The 18,529-nt window shown below is 60.2% G+C and carries 18 protein-coding genes; 11 read left to right on the top strand and 7 right to left on the bottom strand.

Annotated features, from left to right (window positions below):
- Positions 1-75: 75 nt before the first annotated feature.
- From QEP12_RS07105 to apaG, 4 genes are all read right to left on the bottom strand, one after another.
- A complete protein-coding gene (locus QEP12_RS07105; protein ID WP_284213803.1) occupies positions 76-1,200 on the bottom strand; it encodes a YbdK family carboxylate-amine ligase in 1,125 nt (374 codons plus the stop codon).
- 2 nt (positions 1,201-1,202) lie between these two features.
- On the bottom strand, positions 1,203-2,453 hold the full coding sequence (locus QEP12_RS07100; RefSeq protein WP_174862300.1) for a cation:proton antiporter: 1,251 nt from the start codon (positions 2,451-2,453) through the stop codon (positions 1,203-1,205).
- Positions 2,454-2,523: 70 nt separating this feature from the next.
- Positions 2,524-4,488 carry a site-specific recombinase gene (locus QEP12_RS07095; protein WP_284213802.1) on the bottom strand — a complete coding sequence of 655 codons (1,965 nt, stop codon included), beginning with the start codon at positions 4,486-4,488 and terminating at the stop codon, positions 2,524-2,526.
- Entirely contained in the window at positions 4,489-4,905 is a 417-nt protein-coding gene (gene apaG, locus QEP12_RS07090) for a Co2+/Mg2+ efflux protein ApaG (protein WP_174862301.1), read from the bottom strand. It abuts the gene before it with no gap.
- A 31-nt stretch (positions 4,906-4,936) separates the two neighbouring features.
- Here apaG and rpe point away from each other — a divergent pair, with 31 nt between their 5' ends.
- The 3 genes from rpe (at position 4,937) to speE (ending at position 8,121) form a co-directional block, all read left to right on the top strand.
- Complete coding sequence (gene rpe / locus QEP12_RS07085; RefSeq protein ID WP_174862302.1) at positions 4,937-5,620, top strand: ribulose-phosphate 3-epimerase; 684 nt, start codon at positions 4,937-4,939, stop codon at positions 5,618-5,620.
- A gap of 270 nt (positions 5,621-5,890) precedes the next feature.
- Positions 5,891-6,619, top strand: coding sequence for a phosphoglycolate phosphatase (locus QEP12_RS07080; protein WP_174862316.1), 729 nt, complete (start codon positions 5,891-5,893; stop codon positions 6,617-6,619).
- 260 nt (positions 6,620-6,879) lie between these two features.
- Positions 6,880-8,121, top strand: a complete 1,242-nt coding sequence (gene speE, locus QEP12_RS07075) for a polyamine aminopropyltransferase (protein WP_174862303.1) — start codon at positions 6,880-6,882, stop codon at positions 8,119-8,121.
- Between the two features lie 69 nt (positions 8,122-8,190).
- Here speE and QEP12_RS07070 read toward each other — a convergent pair whose 3' ends face one another.
- Complete coding sequence (locus QEP12_RS07070) at positions 8,191-9,888, bottom strand: methyl-accepting chemotaxis protein (RefSeq protein ID WP_284213801.1); 1,698 nt, start codon at positions 9,886-9,888, stop codon at positions 8,191-8,193.
- A 186-nt stretch (positions 9,889-10,074) separates the two neighbouring features.
- Positions 10,075-10,701 carry a chalcone isomerase family protein gene (locus QEP12_RS07065; protein WP_174862305.1) on the bottom strand — a complete coding sequence of 209 codons (627 nt, stop codon included), beginning with the start codon at positions 10,699-10,701 and terminating at the stop codon, positions 10,075-10,077.
- A gap of 410 nt (positions 10,702-11,111) precedes the next feature.
- On the opposite strand from QEP12_RS07065, the gene trpE reads away from it, so the two are divergent.
- The 8 genes from trpE (at position 11,112) to QEP12_RS07025 (ending at position 17,354) form a co-directional block, all read left to right on the top strand.
- Positions 11,112-12,611 (top strand): anthranilate synthase component I, encoded by a 1,500-nt coding sequence (trpE, locus tag QEP12_RS07060; protein WP_284213800.1) that lies wholly within the window; start codon positions 11,112-11,114, stop codon positions 12,609-12,611.
- Positions 12,608-12,958 carry a chorismate mutase gene (locus QEP12_RS07055; RefSeq protein ID WP_174862306.1) on the top strand — a complete coding sequence of 117 codons (351 nt, stop codon included), beginning with the start codon at positions 12,608-12,610 and terminating at the stop codon, positions 12,956-12,958. Before trpE ends, QEP12_RS07055 begins: the two co-directional genes overlap by 4 nt.
- Entirely contained in the window at positions 12,955-13,536 is a 582-nt protein-coding gene (locus tag QEP12_RS07050; RefSeq protein ID WP_174862307.1) for an anthranilate synthase component II, read from the top strand. The genes QEP12_RS07055 and QEP12_RS07050 overlap by 4 nt, the downstream gene beginning before the upstream one ends.
- A gap of 149 nt (positions 13,537-13,685) precedes the next feature.
- A complete protein-coding gene (gene trpD, locus QEP12_RS07045) occupies positions 13,686-14,720 on the top strand; it encodes an anthranilate phosphoribosyltransferase (RefSeq protein WP_284213799.1) in 1,035 nt (344 codons plus the stop codon).
- A 146-nt stretch (positions 14,721-14,866) separates the two neighbouring features.
- On the top strand, positions 14,867-15,367 hold the full coding sequence (locus QEP12_RS07040; protein WP_174862308.1) for a hypothetical protein: 501 nt from the start codon (positions 14,867-14,869) through the stop codon (positions 15,365-15,367).
- Positions 15,368-15,422: 55 nt separating this feature from the next.
- On the top strand, positions 15,423-16,223 hold the full coding sequence (gene trpC, locus QEP12_RS07035) for an indole-3-glycerol phosphate synthase TrpC (protein WP_284213798.1): 801 nt from the start codon (positions 15,423-15,425) through the stop codon (positions 16,221-16,223).
- 127 nt (positions 16,224-16,350) lie between these two features.
- Positions 16,351-17,070 (top strand): uracil-DNA glycosylase, encoded by a 720-nt coding sequence (locus QEP12_RS07030; protein ID WP_284213797.1) that lies wholly within the window; start codon positions 16,351-16,353, stop codon positions 17,068-17,070.
- A gap of 14 nt (positions 17,071-17,084) precedes the next feature.
- Positions 17,085-17,354, top strand: coding sequence for a DUF2798 domain-containing protein (locus tag QEP12_RS07025; RefSeq protein WP_284213796.1), 270 nt, complete (start codon positions 17,085-17,087; stop codon positions 17,352-17,354).
- 293 nt (positions 17,355-17,647) lie between these two features.
- On the opposite strand, the gene QEP12_RS07020 is transcribed toward QEP12_RS07025, so the two are convergent.
- The gene (locus QEP12_RS07020) at positions 17,648-18,517 is read right to left on the bottom strand and encodes a Wzz/FepE/Etk N-terminal domain-containing protein (protein WP_284213795.1); all 870 of its coding nucleotides are present in this window, start codon (positions 18,515-18,517) and stop codon (positions 17,648-17,650) included.
- Between the last annotated feature and the right edge of the window lie 12 nt (positions 18,518-18,529).

Below are 18,529 nucleotides of genomic sequence, written 5' to 3'. Positions count from 1 at the left end.
TTTAAAGCATTTCAGGTGCAAATGATGCTGAAGTGATTGTTCTACAAGCGCAAGCAGCTATGCTTTTGGTAAGGTTTAAATGGCTTCTCCACGGAAGCGCCGTGAGGCCTGGCGGCTGACTTCGCCCAGCAACTGTTCTTTGGCCTGGCGTTCGCGCAGCCAACGTGCGTCATTGTGACTGTTTGCCACATCATTGCGAAGCGCTTGCAGCGCGGGGGCTGCGCCGTAGCGTGCGGCGTACGGCGTGATGTGCTCCATGGTTTGCAAAATATGGTCGGACAGCGGCATGTGCTGGCCGCTGCCAGGCTCCACATACACCGCATCCAGCCCAAAGCGGCAGGCTTGAAAGCGGTTGTAGGTGTAGACTAGGTAGTCGTCTTCGGTGGGGGTAAAGGGCTGGGTGTCCAGAAACCACGCGGCCAGCGCTTGCACATAGCCCGCCAGGGCGGCGGCGCGCTCGATGGTCAGCGGGGTGTCGCAGACGCGGATTTCAATGGTGCCGAATTCTGGCTTGGGGCGGATGTCCCAGTAAAAATCCTTCATGCTTTTGACCACGCCGGTGGCGGTCATTTTGTCGAAGTACGCCTCAAATTCTTTCCACGTCAGCACGCAGGGTGCGCGGCCCGATAGGGGAAAGGCAAACACCGAGTTCAGCCGGGCAGAGTCAAACGCCGTGTCCTGCCCCTGCACATAGGGGCTGGAGGCCGACAGCGCAATAAAGTGCGGGATGTAGCGGCTCATGCGGTGCAGCATCAGCAAGGCGGCGTCGGCGTCGGGGCAGCCGATGTGGATGTGCTGGCCGAAGATGGTGAACTGCTTGGTCAGATAGCCGTACAGCGCAGACAGCTCGTGAAAGCGGGCCTTGTCATAAATGCGCTGCTGGTGCCATTGCTGGAACGGGTGGGTGCCGCCGCCCACCACGGCAATATTGAGCTTGTCGGCGCTTTTGACCAGCGCATCGCGAATGGGGCTGAGCTGGCCCAGCACCTCGGCAGCGCTGCGGCAGATGCCGGTGGAGATTTCGATCATGCTGCTCGTCATCTCCGGCACCACGCTGCCGGGCAACTGGTATTTGTCCATCAGGCGCAGCATGTCGGTGGCGTAGGGGGCGAGGTCGTAGTCGTTGGTGTTGACGAGTTGCAACTCCAGCTCAACGCCCAGCGTCAGCGGCTCGGAGTGTTGAAAGGCTTCCAAAGGCATTTTCAGTCTCCGTGGGTGGTTTGAGAGGGAGATGTGCTGACCGCATGCACCGCGCCTTCACCAGCGCGGCGCAAGGCCAGCGTGGCCAGCACGGCACCCAGCAACTCCAGCAGCAAGATGGCCGGCAGCGCCGTGCCTGCAATCGCTTGCGCTGCTTCAGGCGCTGACTGGGCAAACTGTGACGTGATGAGCAGAGCCACGGCGGACATCGGCGTCATCGCACAAGCCACCCACACCGCTTGTCGCCAGCTGGCGCCGGAGCCGATGTTGCCCAGTCCCACGCCCACCGACTTGGCCAGCAAGCGCGCCACGACCAAGGCGATGACGGCCACGGCAATCGCACCACTCCACGATGCCTGCGCCGCCGTGGTGGACACCAGCACGAACATCAGCATGGTCAGCAGTGAAGACGCGGTACCCAACTGGCGCGGCCACGCCCAGGGGCGCTGGTGCAGCTGTTTGAGCAGCATGCCGCCCAGCAAAGCCGCCAGCGGTGCAGAGCCGCCCAAATGTGCGGCGATGACGGTGGCCGCCGCAATCAAGGCCAGCATGAAGATGGAGGTGTTTTCGCTGGTGGGGCTCATCCATTGCAAGGCCAGGCGCATGGCCAGGCACAGCAAGGCGGCCACCGCGACGGACACGCCCAGTACCACCAGCACTGGCGTGATGTCTTGCCACAGTGAGGCGGCAGGTCGGGCAAAAATCTCGGCTTTGGCGCTGCCCAAGGTCAGCGCATACAGGGTGGAAAGGGTGGCCAGCACCATGGCGCGATCGGTGACGGGGCCTACGGCGCGCGTGTCATTGATCACGCGTGCCAGCACCACGGGTGACGCGGCCATGGCAATCAGCGCCAGCGGGGTCGCCGTGGTGGCTGGCACGTCCAGCCAGCGCAAGGTGAAATACACCGCGCCATAGGTTAGCGCGGCTTCTGCCAGGCTTTGCACCAGCACCATCGGGTTGTGGCGGAACCAGCGCAGCGTAATGCGCCCGCCACATTCAAACAGCACGATGGAAACCCCCAGCTCCAGCAGAAAAAGTGCGGGGCCTTGCAGGGGCCAGGCCGTGGCGCTGAAGCCCAGAAAACCTGCCAGGGTGCCTACGGCGGCATAGCCCAGTACCTTGGGCATGTTGAGGTGGCGCTGCAGCAAATAGCCGACCAGCGAGGCCACTGCCAGCAGCAGTGACCAGTGCAAGGTGTCAAAACCTGCGGAGGGTTTGAGCCATTGGGCCCAGAAGTTTGGATCTTCGGTCATGCCTTCATCCTTAGGGGTCTCTCCTTGCGGTGGAGCAGCGCAAGCGCTGGATGGGCACCGCCTGAGTGCCTTAAGGCTTGAAGAAGCTCAAGGGACGTTTGCGCAGACGGTGGCGAATGGCCGCGTAGATGCGTGAACGCTCTACGCCATTGATATTGTGCGCACGCAATGCCATGCGGAATGCCAGATAAAAGCTCACCATCACATTGATGGCGCCGTTGAAGGGCAGCATGGCTACGGCCCACCAGAAGGCGTCGTCATGGATGACGGACCAGCCGAAGGTGGCCCCGGCAACGCCCAATTGGCCGGAGGACAGTGTGACATGTCGCACCTCCAGGCCCAAGCCGAAAAACCCTGCAATCGCCGGCGCAAGCCCCAGCATCAAACCGAGCGAAATATTGGCGGCAAACCCGGAAATATTGTTGCGCCAGAAGATGCTCCAGCGCTTGGCGCGCTGGTTGCCCAGCAGGCGCGTGATGGCGGGGTTGTAGCGCATGGCAGAGTCCAGCCGGTTGAGCACAAACCAGTTTTCCACCCCGCCGGCAATCAGGCTGCTCAAGAAAAGCAAGACGCCTGTAAACGCCGCAAACAGCAGCGATGGGCCCAACAAACTCAAAGCGTCCAGTACTTGGGTGGCATGCGCCGTGTCCAGCGGCGGGCTGCCAAACGCGTAGCGGTAGAGCAAGGCCAAGCCCAGCGCAGCAGGAAAGACGATGAGTACGTTGCCCAGGATGGCCGCCACTTGCGTGCGCGTCAGGTTGGCCACTTCGTCGACAAAGCTGTCTACTGCACCTTGCTCGTTGATGTCTTTGAGCTTGGCGGCCATGGCGGGCGCCGTCATGGCCGGCTGTTTGGTGGCAACGGTGAAGTGCAGCAACTGAATCAGCACAAAGCTGATGGCGTAGTTGATGCCCGCCCAAAAGCCGCCCCAAAACGCCGAAAACGCCAAGGCAGCCAGGCCAAACTTGACCATGGTGGTGACCGACATCACCAAGCCACCGCCCGCAGCTTGGCGCAGCATTTGCAGGTATTCCTTGCTGTTGCGTGTGATGTAGTGCTCACCGGTTTCGGCGCTGCGTTCGGTCACTTTGGCGGCCAGCAGCGAGGTGTTGTTGGCAATCAAGGAACGCAGGCTGCGCCGCTCACGCCCGACGCTGACAAAGCCAGCCAGCAAACGCATGGCATCTTGCTCGGGGTGCGTGGAGGTTAAGCAGTCGAGCAGCTGGCGGATGCGCACAATCCGCGTGCGCAGCTGGCGCACACGGAATACCAGTCCCACGGAGATGCCGTCATCGCCAAAGTGGTTGTACACCGTGCCAATAGCGGCGCGGCAGGCATCCAGGCGCTCGCGCAGGCGCTTTTCGGCGGCGTCCAGGCGCTCGGTGGTGCGCAGCCCGTGCAGCACTTCCACGCGCAGACTTTCCACATCGCGGATCAGGTCATGAAACGCGCGCTGATCGCGGGCTTCATCACTCATGCGCAGGCGCAACTCGGGCGCAAAACCATTGGCCAGAATTTGTCCCGCGCAATAGGTGATGGCATTGAGCAAGGCATGCTGCCAGAAGCTGGCACCTTGGCTGTCGGCAGGCGCCAGCAGTGCGGCCAGGCGCTGCAGCAAAGCATCGGGCAACGCCACCAGCCAGCGCGCATCAAACTCGCGCGGCATGGAAATGGAAAACAGCTCCGAGGCGTCGATGGTCTCTGGCGTGCCGGGCAGCAATTTGTGGCGCAGGCGCTCTGACAGCTCGGTAATCATGGCCGTGCGCGGGGCAAAACCAAAATCGGCCAGCAGGGTGGTGATGTCTACGCGGTCAATAAAAACCAGCCACCACGCGTGCAGGCGCTGGCGCAGTTCGCTGTTGCTCTCAATCGCTTGCACCAAGGCGTCGACACGGCCTACGGCCACCTCGACAGAGGGTTCTGCAGCGCCGATCCACTCCAGCACATGGATCAGCCAGAGATGGCGTTCTGCCAGCTCTGCCTCAGGATTCAATTCCGCGAGCAGGCGCGGCAGGTCATGGGCTTTTCTTGGCATTCAGTGCAATGTGGGGGAGGAGGGCTGGGGAATGGCGTCGGCACTATCGCCGGTGTGGTCGGCATCGAGCACAAACAGCGCGATAGGGGCATCAAAAGTTTCGCCCTCTTCGCTAACGCACACATAGCGCCCTTGCATATGGCCTTGGGGGGTGCGCAATTCGCAGGCACTGCTATAGGTAAAACTCTCGCCGGGCTGCAGCAGCGGCTGACGGCCCACCACGCCCAGGCCATGGACTTCCTGCTGCGTTTGGTTGCCATCGGTGATGAGCCAATGGCGCGCGATGATTTGGGCAGCCATGCGCCCGCTGTTGGTGATCGTGATCGTATAGGCGAAGCGATACAGCCCCTGGTGGGGCATGGATTGCTCGGCGTCGTAGTGCGCTTGCGCTTGGATCAGAAACTCATACATCGGCATATGGCTATGGTAACTGCGACAATTACCCCTCATGAACCCCACCTACCGCATCGCTCCCTCTATCTTGTCAGCTGACTTTGCCCGTTTGGGCGAAGAAGTTCGCAACGTTGTTGCTGCTGGCGCAGACTGGATTCACTTTGACGTGATGGACAACCATTACGTGCCAAATTTGACCTTTGGCCCCATGGTGTGTCAGGCGCTCAAACCCCATGCTGTCACCCCCGACGGCCGTCCCGTGCCCATCGACGTGCACCTGATGGTGCAGCCTGTGGATGAACTGGCCAGCGCGTTTGCCAAGGCCGGCGCGGACTACATCAGCTTTCACCCCGATGCCTCGGCCCATGTGCACCGCAGCATCCAGAACATCAAGTCGCACGGCGTCAAAGCCGGCTTGACTTTCAACCCTGCCATGCCGCTGGATGTGCTGGACTGGGTGATTGAAGACCTGGATCTGATTTTGCTGATGAGCGTGAACCCCGGCTTTGGCGGGCAAAGCTTTATTGATAGCACCTTGCGCAAGGTGGAAGCCGTTCGCAAGCGTATTGATGCCTGCGGCAAAGACATCCGCTTGGAGGTGGACGGCGGCATCAAGGAAGGCAATATCCGTGCGGTCGCCAATGCTGGTGCCGACACGTTTGTCGCCGGTAGCGCGATTTTTGGCAAGCCGGACTACAAGGCCGTGATAGACCAGATGCGTGCCAATTTGGCGGGATGACAGCCCAGCCGGTGGTGAGAGCTGGGGCGTGAGTAGCGCTGGCGCTGCCTAGGCCCTTCTTCCAAGCACCAGCCGCCAAGCCTTCCCGCCGCGTGTGGGAAGGCTTTTTTTACGCCTGCCGTTGTCGGGGCCGCCCGCTAGCGGTAGAGATAATGTGCCGGGCAAGGGCAAGCTGCCCCCATAGGCCGCCGTAGAGTACGGTGGATTTTGAGTGTTTTTGGCCTCTAGCGCTTTCCATTGCTGCGCTAGAAGCTATGGAATTTGAAGTTTATGCGCGTGCAATTTCCCGCAGGGTCCACCTGCAAATTCGTCGAAGTGGATGCAGCCATCGTGGACCTGGATGGCACCATGGTGGACACCATTGGTGATTTCGCAGAAGCCATCACCCGCATGTTGGCCGACCTGCAACTGCTCAACTTGCCCGCCAGCAAGGTCGAACACATGGTGGGCAAAGGCACGGAGCATTTGTTGCGCAGCGTGCTGGCCTATGTGTTGACGCAGTCTGGCCACCCCGCGCAGGGTTTGGAAGAGGCCGTGCAGGCGCTGTTTGCGACGGCACTGGCGCGCTACGAGCACCATTACATCGCGATCAACGGCGCGCACTCTGCCGTGTATGTGGGCGTGAAAGAGGGCTTGCAGGCGCTCAAAGATGCAGGGCTGCGCTTGGCCTGCGTGACCAACAAGCCCATGTCTTTTACGCGCCCCTTGCTGGCGGCCAAAGGGCTGGACGGCTTGTTCGAGCAGGTGTTTGGCGGCGATTCTTTTCCCCGCAAAAAACCAGACCCCATGCCGTTGCTGAAAACCTGCGAGGTGCTGGGCGTCGCGCCCGCCCGCACGTTGATGGTGGGTGACTCCAGCAATGACGCGCAAGCTGCCCGCGCAGCAGCGTGCCCGGTGGTGCTGGTGACCTATGGCTACAACCATGGGCAGTCGGTGCAGGCGGTGGATGCCGATGGCTGGGTCGACAGCCTGGTGCAATTGCAGGTGGCTGCGCAGTAGCTGTTGCGCGCACCGTGTCAGCAGGGCGCTTCAAGCCACGTCACTCTGGGGGTGACTGCTGATAGATGCTATTGATGCTATAGCGCATTTCGATGCAGATGCGGTGTATATGCCGCTGGAACGATGCGGTTTCGTGGGTGTTGCCCGGTATTTTGATTAGGATGTCTGCCTTTCTTCAATGAAGCGGAACTTAATCCAACAACAGCGCCAGTGGGGGAAGCTTTTCGCCCCGGCGCATGCCTTACCGGGAGGAAAACACCATGCAAGGCTTGCACCTGACAGCCGATTTGTACCAATGCGCAGGCGATAGCGCATTGATGCTGGATGCCGATGCGATTGCGTCACTGTGCCAACACCACACCGAGCGTGCGGGGCTCACTTCGGTGGGGGACAAGTGGGTGAAATTCCCGGACTGGCAGGGCCACCCAGGTGGTGTAACGGGCACGATCTTGCTGGCGGAGTCGCACCTGGCAATTCACACTTGGCCAGAGACGGGCAACGTCACCCTGGATGTGTATGTGTGCAACTTCTCGGACGACAACGCCCCCAAGGCGCAGGCGTTGCTGGATGGGGTGATTGCCGCTTATGCCCCCCGGCATGCGGTGCGCCAGCAGTTGTGGCGCGGCGATATTGCGACCGATGGCGTGGGGCAATATCCGTGGGTGATGGAGCAGCTCACTCCCGATACCGCCTTTGGTTTTCGGGCCACCCATGTGCAGCGCCAGCAAACGCGCTACCAAACCCTGGAGATGATGGATACACCCAGCTTTGGCCGCGTGATGCGCTTGGACAACTGCTTCATGACCAGTGAGCGCGATGAGTTTTTCTACCATGAGTGCATGGCGCACCCCGCCGCGGTTGCGCACCCGCACCCCAAGCAGGCGTTGATCATTGGCGGCGGTGATGGCGGCCTGGCCGAGGAGCTGCTCAAACACCGCACCCTGGAGCGGGTGGTGCTGGCGGAGTTGGATGAGGGTGTGATTGCCGCCAGCAAAGCAGGGCTGGAAGCGGTGCACCGCAATGTGTGGGAGGACCCCCGCCTGCATGTGGAGATTGGCGATGGCATGGCCTTCATCGACCACACGTCAGAGCAGTTTGATTTGCTGATGCTGGATTTGACTGACCCAGATACACCGGCCGGCTCTTTGTACGAGACCGCAGCCTTGCAGCGCATGCAGCGGGTATTGGCGCCTGGTGGGGCCTTGGTGCTGCACCTGGGCAGCCCGGTCTTTCACCCCCAGCAAGTGCAGGCCTTGAGCCAGTGCCTGCACGGGCTGTTCCAGCATGTGCGTTGTTATGGCGTTTATGTTCCCTTGTACGGCGCGTACTGGGGGATGGCGGTGTGCTCCGATACCTTGGATGCACAGGCTATTTCCACGCAGGTGGTGCAGCAGCGTTTGCAAGCGCGCGCGGTGGCAGACTTGCAGTACTACAACCCTGCCGTACATGGCGCGCTGTTTGCGCTGCCCACGTATTACGCCCAGCTGGTGAGCGCGGCGTAAAAGGCCGCAGGCCGCTTGGTAGGTGTCGCATGGCCCCTTTGCGGCAGGGGGCCATGCAGTGGCGGATGGTTAGAAGTTTTCCCAGTTGTCGGCGTGCTGCGCAAGCCCCTTGCTGGCGGGGGCTGTAAGTGCTCGTCGCTGCGGGGCAGAGGCGGACACCGGTGATGGTGCTTGCGCCGCCGCTGCGGGCAACGCCAAAGACGACGCCGCGTAATGTGCCAGGCGGAACACCGAGACGGCCTGTACCAACTGCTCTGCCTGGGTCTGCAGGCTGGAGGCTGCCGCCGCACTTTGCTCGACCAAGGCGGCGTTCTGTTGGGTGTTTTGGTCCATCTGCGTCATGGCCTCACCCATTTGGTGAACGCCTGCACTTTGCTCGGCACTGGCTGCGCTGATTTCTCCCACGATATCGTTGACGTGGCGAATGGAGGTCACGACCTCTGCCATGGTAGCGCCTGCGCGATCCACCAAGGTTGAGCCTTGTGCCACGCGCTCCACGCTGGTGGAGATCAGCGTTTTAATCTCCTTGGCGGCTTCGGCGCTGCGCTGCGCCAGGCTGCGCACTTCGCTGGCCACAACGGCAAACCCACGGCCTTGTTCGCCAGCACGGGCCGCTTCTACGGCGGCATTGAGTGCCAAGATGTTGGTCTGGAAAGCGATGCCATCAATCACGCCAATGATGTCGGCAATGCGCTGGCTGGCCTCGTTGATGCCGCGCATGGTGCTGACCACTTCTTGCACCACATGGCCGCCTTGCTGGGCCACCTGGCTGGCATTGACGGCCAGCTGATTGGCTTGGCGGGCGCTGTCAGCGTTTTGGCGCACAGAACTGCCAAATTGCTCCATGGACGCCGCAGTCTGCTCCAGAGCGCTGGCTTGCTCTTCCGTGCGCAGCGACAGGTCGTGATTGCCTTGCGCAATTTCTTGGCTGGCCATGGCCACGCGCTCTGCGCCGCTGCGCACGCCTTGGACGATGTGGGCCACGTTGGTGCGCATCTCCTCCAGACCCCATAGCACGCTGTGGGTGTGGCTGGTGGCCGTCAGCGCGGTGCTGAGGTCTCCTTGTGCCATTTTGTGCGTGATGGCCAGCAGCGCAGATGGCTCGGCCCCCAGCTGCTGCAGGATGCTGCGAGAAATGGCCAACCCGGCGCCCAAAAGCACAAGGGTGGCCAATACCGTGCCACCCAGCACCCATTTCAGGCGGCTGGCGAATGCGGCATGTACGGTGTCGATATACACGCCGGAGCCGATGACCCAGCCCCAGGGCTCAAAGCCCATGACATAAGAGACTTTTTCGACAGGCTCGTCACTGCCGGGCTTGGGCCACAGGTAGCGATGGAAGCCAGCGCCGTCTTTTTTGACAATATTCACAAAGTCGACAAACAGCTGGCGTCCAGAAGGATCGCGATTGCTGGTGACGTCTTGCCCGTCCAGTTGGGGGCGTACGGCATGCATCACCATGCGCGGGTGCATGTCGTTGATCCAGAAGTATTCGCTGCCGCTGTAACGCAGCTTGGAGATGGCCTGCAGCGCGCTGCGCTGTGCTTGCTCTTGGCTGATTGCGCCTTGGACGGCCTGGTCGTGGTAGTTGGCCAAGATGCCGTGGGCGACTTCCACGGTTTGGCGTACGGCACTTTGACGCTCCTGGGTCAGCATGTTGCGTTCGGAGTAGCTCAATCCCAGTGAGATGCTCAAAATGAGTAAAACAGCCAATCCAACCAGCCCTCCCAGCCGGCGGGATACGGTGATGCGATGCAGCAGCGACATGAAATCTCCGAACAGTGTGTGTCAAGGCTGCTTGGCATGGTGGGCAGCTTGTGGTGAAAGTGCGGGTGCACTATGTATTTTTTCTGTGCCCTTGTGTTTGCGCAGACGCAAAACGCGGGGCGAGCGTTTCTAAAAGTCAACAGCCACAGCCCCGTTGTGGGTGGTGGTGAGAGGTGAGGGGCGGCCCTAGTTGCGGTCTTCGCCCAGCAGGGCTTGCTTGAGCTTGGTATCCGCAGGCTTGGGCCCCAGCCAAATGCCCAGCATCGCTTGGTAGAAGGCGGGCTCTGTGAATTCAGACGGCTCGGGTGTGCCATTCACGCTCAAAAGCATGCCTTTGCCAGGAATCCAGTCCAGCGTAAATTTGTCGCCGGTTTTGAGCTCCTTATGTCGGCTGAAGACATCGCTCATACGCATCACACCGGGGATGAGCTTGGAAAACTGCTGCTTGTCCATGTTGTCTTCCATGCCGTGGGCAAACAGCTTGCCGAGTTCGCTGGCGTTGATGTTGCGCAGCATGCTGACACTGACGCGCTTGGCGCCCGGGAGTGCGGCAATTTCTTCCAGCGTGGAGGCTGGTTTTTCCAGGTAGAGCGCAGCGGAATACACCTTGAAAATGGCTTTGGTGCGAATACCCACGCCATTGCGTTGCAGTGCGTGGCCCTGAATTTCTACCGTTTTGGGGTGTACAGCCAGCTCGGCGGGCTCTGTAGCTTGTGCCCAGGCAAGGTTGCCCAAAGCGAGCACTGCAGTGAACGCGCTTGCAATTCCTGAGCGAAACCAGCGCAATGCGGGGGCTGTGGTGGCAGTCTGCATGAGTGTCTTCGTGGGTGGTTGTAATGCGCACGGACGTGCTTTTTGTGAGGGCATTGTGGTAGCTATGCCGGTGCAGTTCAACCGCCGCGCCCCGCTTTCGCGGGAAAACCACTCTAGGGCTTACACCGAGCGACGAAGGGCGCCATCGCCAGCCTTGGTGGCTGCTGGTTGGGGGTGCCAAAAGCATGCGCTACACTTGGGCGCTATGTTCATTCACTACGTGTTCATCACAGGTTGCGCAGACCGGGGAGCCTGGCCCTGGCGTAAGCCTATTGCCATGACCGTTTGATCGCGCCCGCCAAGATGGGGTGCACCCTTGTCCGCCACTGCTGCGGACGGTTTGAATGAATCGCAGCGCCTGCCCACACGATGCCTGCGCAGTGCGTTGCCCCAACCGGGAACCCTGCTCTGTGATTACAGAACTTGAATTCAAAAGCCTGGCCAGCCAAGGCTACAACCGCATTCCTTTGGTGACCGAGGCGTTTGCCGACCTCGAAACCCCACTCTCGCTCTATCTGAAACTGGCCCACGCCCAAGGCGATGGCAAGCACAGTTTTTTGCTGGAATCCGTTGTGGGTGGCGAGCGCTTTGGCCGCTACAGTTTTATTGGGCTGCCTGCGCGCACCTTCTTGCGCGCCAGCGGTTTTGGGGCCCAAGCCAAAACCGAGATCGTGACGGACGGCACGGTGGTGGAAACCCATGCCGGCAATCCGCTGGACTTTATTGCCGAGTACCAAAAGCGCTTTCAAGTGGCGCTGGTGCCGGGCCTGCCACGTTTTTGCGGCGGGCTGGCCGGGTACTTTGGCTATGACGCGGTGCGCTATGTCGAGAAAAAGCTCGAAGCCACCTGCCCGGCCGATACGCTGGGCACGCCCGACATTTTGCTGCTGCTGTGCGAAGAGGTCGCTGTCATCGACAACCTCTCGGGCAAGCTGTACTTCATCGTCTACGCGAACCCCGCGGAGGCTGAGGCTTACAGCAAGGGCAAAAAACGCATGCGCCAGCTCAAAGAGCAGCTGCGCTACTCGGTCAGCGTGCCGCAGATCAAGGGCGGCGACAGCCACCCCGCCGAGCGCAGCTTTGCCAAGGACGACTACCTCAAGGCCGTGGAGCACGCCAAAGAGCTGATTGCGGCGGGCGAATTCATGCAGGTGCAGGTGGGCCAGCGCATCCACAAACGCTATACCGAATCGCCCCTGAGCTTGTACCGCGCGCTGCGTTCATTGAACCCATCGCCCTACATGTATTTCTACAACTTTGGTGATTTCCAGGTGGTGGGCTCCAGCCCCGAAATTCTGGTGCGCCAGGAGCAGGTGGAAGAAGGGCAGAAGATCACGATTCGCCCCTTGGCCGGCACGCGCCCGCGCGGTGCAACGCCCGACAAGGACAAGGCCACCGAGGCGGAGCTGATTGCGGATCCCAAAGAGCGTGCCGAGCACGTGATGCTGATTGACTTGGCGCGCAATGACATTGGCCGCATTGCCAAAACCGGTAGCGTCAAGGTGACCGAAGCCTTTGTGGTGGAGCGCTACAGCCACGTCATGCACATTGTGAGCAACGTGGAAGGCATCTTGCAGGACGGCATGACCAGCATGGATGTGCTCAAAGCCACCTTCCCGGCCGGTACGCTCTCGGGCGCGCCCAAGGTGCATGCCATGGAGCTGATTGACCAGCTGGAGCCGACCAAGCGCGGTATCTACGGCGGCGCGGTGGGGTACCTGAGTTTTGCCGGGCATATGGACATGGCGATTGCCATCCGCACCGGCGTCATCAAAGATGGCAACTTGTATGTGCAAGCTGCGGCGGGGGTCGTTGCGGACTCCATTCCCGAGATGGAGTGGAGAGAGACAGAGCACAAAGCCCGCGCCGTGCTGCGCGCGGCAGAACTGGTGGAAGAAGGGTTGGAGTGATGCGAGCGATAGACAAAGTGAACCACTGCCAGAACATGCAACAAGTGCGTGATGGCGTGAATGCGCTGGACGATATTTTGGTGCCCCTGCTGGTGGAGCGCAGCGGCTACATGACCCAGGCTGCCCGGGTGAAGAACGACGAAAACCTGGTGCGCGATGAAGCCCGCATTCAAACCATCATCGACCGCGTGCGCCCGATGGCGCAGGCGCAGGGCGGCAACCCCGACCTGATGGAGCGCATCTACCGCGCCATGATGGAGTGCTACATCGACTACGAACACCAAGAGCTGGCGCGTTTGCGTGCCGAAGGTCTGCAGCCCCGGAGCCGCGAAGGAGAGCAGGCATGAAGCTTTTGATGATCGACAACTACGACAGCTTTACCTACAACATCGTCCAGTACTTTGGCGAGTTGGGCGCCGACGTAACCGTGGTGCGCAACGATGAAATCACGCTGGACGAAGTCATCGCTTTGGTGGCCGACAAAGGCATTGAGCGCATCGTGATCTCGCCCGGCCCCAGTTCCCCCAAAGAGGCGGGTATTTCGGTGCCTGCCATTGAGCACTTTGCGGGCAAGCTGCCCGTGCTGGGCGTGTGCCTGGGGCACCAGAGCATTGGCGCGGCGTTTGGTGGCGACATCATCCGTGCGGGCCAGCAAATGCATGGCAAGACCAGTGTGATTACGACCGACCAAAAGGGCGTGTTTGCCGACTTGCCCCAGCAGTTCACGGTGAACCGTTACCACTCACTGGTGATCGACAAAAACACCTTGCCCGATTGCCTGGAGATTACCGCCACCAGCGAGGACGGCGAGATCCAAGGTGTGCGCCACAAAACGCTGGCGGTGGAGGGGGTGCAGTTCCACCCGGAAAGCATCTTGACCGAGCACGGTCACGCCATGCTCCAAAACTTTCTGGAGCAGAAATAAGCGATCAGGCCGCGCTGCTTTTCAAGCAGGCGGCTTTTGTTTTTGATAGCTGCAAGCGCTCGCAGTTATTGGTTTCCTAAGCAATAAACATCAAAAACCATTAATTGCCAAGCGCAAGCAGCTTCTGAAAAAGTAGCAAAGGATTTGTCATGACCCAACTCACCGCCCAAGAAGCGCTGCAGCGCACCATCGAGCACCGCGAAATCTTCCACGACGAAATGCTGGAGCTGATGCGCCAGATCATGCGCGGCGAGCTCTCGCCCGTAATGACCGCCGCCATCCTCACCGGCCTGCGCGTGAAGAAGGAAACGATTGGCGAGATCTCCGCCGCCGCCGAGGTGATGCGCGAGTTTTCCAACAAGGTGCATGTGCACGACAAGACCCATCTGGTGGACATCGTCGGCACCGGCGGCGATGGCGCCAACACCTTCAATATCTCCACCTGCGCCACCTTTGTGATTGCGGCGGCCGGCGGCAAAGTCAGCAAGCACGGCGGGCGCAGCGTCAGCAGCAAATCCGGCAGTGCGGACGCGATGGAAGCGCTGGGCGTCAACATCAATTTGAAGCCCGAACAAATCGCTGATTGCATCCGCGATGTGGGCATTGGCTTCATGTTTGCCCCCAACCACCACCCGGCCATGAAGAACGTGGCCCCTGTGCGCAAAGAACTGGGCGTGCGCACCATCTTCAACATCCTGGGGCCGCTGACCAACCCGGCGGGCGCGCCCAACATCCTGATGGGCGTGTTCCACGAAGACTTGGTGGGCATTCAGGTGCGGGCGCTGCAGCGCCTGGGGGCTGAGCACGCGCTGGTGGTATACGGCCGCGATGGCCTGGATGAAATCAGCCTGGGCGCGGGCACGCTGGTGGGTGAACTCAAAGACGGCGTGGTGCGCGAGTATGAAATCCACCCCGAAGATTTTGGCCTGCGCATGGCGGGCACACGGGGGCTGAAGGTGGAGACACCGGAAGAGTCCAAAGCCATGCTGATGCGCGTGCTGCAGGGCGAGCCAGGCCCGGCGCGCGACATCGTCTGCCTGAACGCCGGTGCAGCGCTGTACGCGGCCAATGTGGCGAGCAGCATTGAAGATGGCCTGCAGCGTGCGCAGGCGGCGATTGACAGCGGTGCAGCCCTGAAGAAGTTGGGTGAACTGGTGGCTTACAGCAGCAAGCTCCGCGTCTGAACGCCTGCGCCATGCCGCGTCATCCCCATCCCCCTCTGCGAGATTTGCTGCAGCAGGCACGGACTGAGGCTGAAATCTGGTTACCCGCTTTGCTAAAAAGTGGGCGATCAAGCTGGATCTGGCGAGGTGTACAGCACATAGAGGATGTGCAACTTTGGCTCTATGTGCTGATGGGTCTGAGTGCCGTGATGGCATTCTGGCAGGCATGGTGGCTGAGCGTTGCCCTGGCTGTGGTGACGGTGCTTGTCTTTCGGCGCTGGTATTTGAAAGACCCTGCGCAAGACCACGGCCTGCCGCTGGAGTGGAATGGTTGGCGTATCGTTATCCCGCAGCGTTCGCTGTCGCGCATCGGAGCACCACAGGTTGAAGCGACGCAGCAGATTGATACCTTGTGCCTGGAGCCAGTGGACGCCTGGAGCCTGGGCGTTTTGATGGGGGCTCCACAGGAGCGGCAGGCTATTTATGCCTGGTGCATTGAGTTGCGCCATCGCAGCCGTGGGCCTGTGGCCACGCTGTGTGTGCTGCACAGCGCATCGGCGGCACACGTCGTGTTGCAGGACATCGATGCCCTGGTTGATACGCTGGCACAGCGCCTGGGCATTCGCCGCTCGGGCTCACGACTGCTGCCGCCAAAACGCCGACAATAGACTGCAAGGCGGTCTGCCGCCGTAGCAGGCCTGCCACCGAACACAAGGAAAACACATGTCTGACATTCTGAAAAAAATCTGCGAAGTCAAAGTGCAGGAAGTGGCTGCCGCCAAAAAGACCACAGCGCTGGCCGATGTGCGCCGCGATGCGGAAAGCCGTATCTCCACGCGCGACTTTGTGGGCGCCATCCGCGCCAAGATCGCCAAGGGGCAGGCGGGCGTGATTGCCGAGGTGAAAAAAGCCAGCCCCAGCAAGGGCGTGATCCGTGCCGACTTTGACCCGGTGGACATTGCCCAGAGCTACATGGTGGGCAACGGCAAGATCAGCGCGGCCTGCCTGTCGGTGCTGACGGACCGTCAGTTCTTCCAGGGCGAGCCTGATTTTCTGAAGCAAGCCCGTGCCAGCACGCTGCTGCCGGTGCTGCGCAAGGATTTCATGATCGACCCCTACCAAATTTACGAGTCGCGCGTGATGGGGGCCGACTGCGTGCTGCTGATTGCGGCGTGCCTGGACGATGCACAAATGGCCGAGATGGAGCACATCGCCCACAGCCTGGATATGGCCGTGCTGGTGGAAGTGCACGACGGGGAAGAGCTGCAGCGCGCGCTGAAGTTGAAGACGCCGCTGGTGGGTATCAACAACCGCAATCTGCGCACGTTTGAAGTGGATATCCAGACGTCGATTCAGCTCAAGAAAGATGTGCCGGCCGATCGCTTGCTGGTGACCGAGTCCGGCATCTTGACCCAGGGCGATGTGAAGACCCTGCGCGATGCGGGCATCAACGCATTCTTGGTGGGCGAAGCGTTCATGCGTGCGCCAGAGCCTGGTGAGGCGCTTGCGCAGCTGTTTGCGTAAAGCTTGCAAAATCCCAGTCGGGGTGTGCCATCGGCAGCCGCAGTACGATCAAGGCGGGTGCAGTGCTTCCAATAAAGAAGCGCTTAGCGCTCGCCTTTTCTGGTTTTGAGAGAGAAAGTGTTTTGAAATGACCGATTCATCAGCGCCAACTGCTACGCAATTGATGAGTGCCAACCCCAGCGACTGGCCGGTGGCCCCCAGCTGGCAAGCCACGGTCGACAGTTTTTTTGCCTCCGCCACGGGCGCACAATTGCTGGCTTATTTGCAGCAGCGCTTGGATGCGGGGGCGGTGATTTTCCCCCCGCAGCCGCTGCGCGCGCTGGAGCTGACCGCGCTGGAAGATGTGCGCGTCGTCATCTTGGGCCAAGACCCGTACCACGGCCGTGGGCAGGCGGAAGGGCTGGCGTTTTCCGTCGCGCCCGGTGTGCGGCTGCCGCCTTCGCTGCAGAACATCTTCAAGGAAATGCAGCGTGACCTGGGGGTGCCGTTTCCACCTTTTCCGCAGCCCGGTGGCTCCCTGGCGAAGTGGGCGCAGAACGGCGTGCTGCTGCTCAACACCTGCCTGACGGTGGAGGAGGGGCAGGCTGCGAGCCACAGCAAACAAGGCTGGGAAGTGCTCACGGATGCCATCATTCGCCAGGTGGCAGAACAGGGTCGCCCTACGGTGTTCATGCTCTGGGGCAGCCACGCACAATCCAAGCGCGTGCTAATTCCTGCCGACCGCGGCCATCTGGTGCTGATGAGCAACCACCCTTCCCCGCTGTCCGCGCTGCGCCCGCCGGTGCCTTTTATCGGCAATGGACACTTTGGGCAGGCCAAGGCGTTTCGTGCACAGCATGGCTATTGAGTGGGAGGTGGAACATGTCTGAACCCCAATCTGCTTACATCGTGGGCCCCATCCCCAAGTTGCCACCCAAGTTTGCGCTCATCGTGATGCCATGGCTGATGTCGGGCATGATGTCCGGCATCATCAGCATGGTGAACTTGGTGCGCAGCCTGGGCTTGAGCCAGCAAGCACTGCACGCATGGCCCGGCACATGGCTGCTGGCGTGGGCAGTGGCCTTTCCGACCGTGATGCTGGTGATGCCTGTGGTCAAGCGCATCACGCAAAGGCTGGTGCGGTTGTCTTGACCATGGCTAAGCGTTGAACATCCACGCTTACTCAATACTGGCTAGCAACGGTGTATTGGGCGCTTGCCCAAAGAAGTACAGACGGCCCATGGGCAAGGTCAAACCAATTGGGCTGTACATAAAATAAAAGATGGCACCACGAGCGGCGTGGCATGCTGCGCCAATCCCCAAGGATTGAGCGCGATGCTACCTTTGCATGAGCCTTTTTGGCAGGCGAAGCACTTGCGTGGGCTGCGGCTCTATTGCCGCATTAAAAAAGCGCCCGAAGGCGCTAGGTTATTGACGGTACATGCTTAGTGTTTGAGGCCGAGAGATTGGCGAATTTTTTGGAGTTTGACGGCTTGATCTGGATGCTGGCTGGCGCTACGCAATGCATGGCGAACAAATATAAAAATCAAGATGAGTAAACCGCCAGCCAGTGCTGCCGCAATTGCAATCAAGCTTTTATTAGGTTTGAGCGGTTGTTCTGGTAATGATGGGCGCTGGATAAAACCTGTTTCAGTCAATCCCTCCTCCTGCGCTTGCAAGCCTGAAATCACACTCAAGCGTGTACTGTTAGAAGAGAGTAGTTCGCCGTACAAGCGGGCGTTGCTTTCGCTGCTATTGCCATTTTGCAGGCGTTCGGCAATTTCTTGCTCCAACTTCAGGCCAGAGGCCAGGCGCTCTTTCTCTGCAGCCATACGTGTCTGCAAGCGTTCCATATCTTTGCCCTGTGGGATGGTGAGCGGAAGGGCAATCTGCCAGAGTGCTTGATTGAGTGCTTGTGCGGCCTCAGCGGAATTTCCTTGCGTGGTGAGTGTGAGCAACTGGTCTTGTCGGCCAATACTTACGGCGACCATTTTTTCTAATTTTTTGATCAAACGCCCATCACTCATTGAAGGGTCAATTTGGAGTGATTTGCCTGCTTGGTGTAGCACTGTGGGTGAGCGCAAATAGCTGGCGAGCAAGTCTGGAGCAATGTTTTTTTCTTGTGTTTTAGTGGAATAAACCGATTTGCTTTCGTATGTCGGGGTGAGCAAATAGGCTGCTGCCAGCCCTAACAGGCCACAGAGAACGGGGGTGATTATTAGCAGTTTGATGTTGTCTGCAAGGACCACAAGCAGGTCTAAGAGATCAATTTCATCGTCGTTGCCTAAGCTGGGAGTTATGTCAGGAGTATTCATAGACGTGCCGGG

This window comes from Comamonas jiangduensis (genome assembly GCF_030162955.1).
GTDB lineage: Bacteria > Pseudomonadota > Gammaproteobacteria > Burkholderiales > Burkholderiaceae_C > Comamonas > Comamonas jiangduensis.
The sequence above is the reverse complement of the archived record's forward strand: the minus strand, read 5'-3'. Positions and strand labels throughout refer to the sequence as shown.

Excerpts from the sequence above, each read along its gene's own strand:
- QEP12_RS07105 (WP_284213803.1), bottom strand. The coding sequence starts at position 1,200 with ATGCCTTTGGAAGCCTTTCAACACTCCGAGCCGCTGACGCTGGGCGTT.
- QEP12_RS07100 (WP_174862300.1), bottom strand. The coding sequence starts at position 2,453 with ATGACCGAAGATCCAAACTTCTGGGCCCAATGGCTCAAACCCTCCGCA.
- QEP12_RS07095 (WP_284213802.1), bottom strand. The coding sequence starts at position 4,488 with ATGCCAAGAAAAGCCCATGACCTGCCGCGCCTGCTCGCGGAATTGAAT.
- apaG (WP_174862301.1), bottom strand. The coding sequence starts at position 4,905 with ATGCCGATGTATGAGTTTCTGATCCAAGCGCAAGCGCACTACGACGCC.
- rpe (WP_174862302.1), top strand. The coding sequence starts at position 4,937 with ATGAACCCCACCTACCGCATCGCTCCCTCTATCTTGTCAGCTGACTTT.
- QEP12_RS07080 (WP_174862316.1), top strand. The coding sequence starts at position 5,891 with ATGCGCGTGCAATTTCCCGCAGGGTCCACCTGCAAATTCGTCGAAGTG.
- speE (WP_174862303.1), top strand. The coding sequence starts at position 6,880 with ATGCAAGGCTTGCACCTGACAGCCGATTTGTACCAATGCGCAGGCGAT.
- QEP12_RS07070 (WP_284213801.1), bottom strand. The coding sequence starts at position 9,888 with ATGTCGCTGCTGCATCGCATCACCGTATCCCGCCGGCTGGGAGGGCTG.
- QEP12_RS07065 (WP_174862305.1), bottom strand. The coding sequence starts at position 10,701 with ATGCAGACTGCCACCACAGCCCCCGCATTGCGCTGGTTTCGCTCAGGA.
- QEP12_RS07050 (WP_174862307.1), top strand. The coding sequence starts at position 12,955 with ATGAAGCTTTTGATGATCGACAACTACGACAGCTTTACCTACAACATC.
- trpD (WP_284213799.1), top strand. The coding sequence starts at position 13,686 with ATGACCCAACTCACCGCCCAAGAAGCGCTGCAGCGCACCATCGAGCAC.
- trpC (WP_284213798.1), top strand. The coding sequence starts at position 15,423 with ATGTCTGACATTCTGAAAAAAATCTGCGAAGTCAAAGTGCAGGAAGTG.
- QEP12_RS07030 (WP_284213797.1), top strand. The coding sequence starts at position 16,351 with ATGACCGATTCATCAGCGCCAACTGCTACGCAATTGATGAGTGCCAAC.
- QEP12_RS07025 (WP_284213796.1), top strand. The coding sequence starts at position 17,085 with ATGTCTGAACCCCAATCTGCTTACATCGTGGGCCCCATCCCCAAGTTG.
- QEP12_RS07020 (WP_284213795.1), bottom strand. The coding sequence starts at position 18,517 with ATGAATACTCCTGACATAACTCCCAGCTTAGGCAACGACGATGAAATT.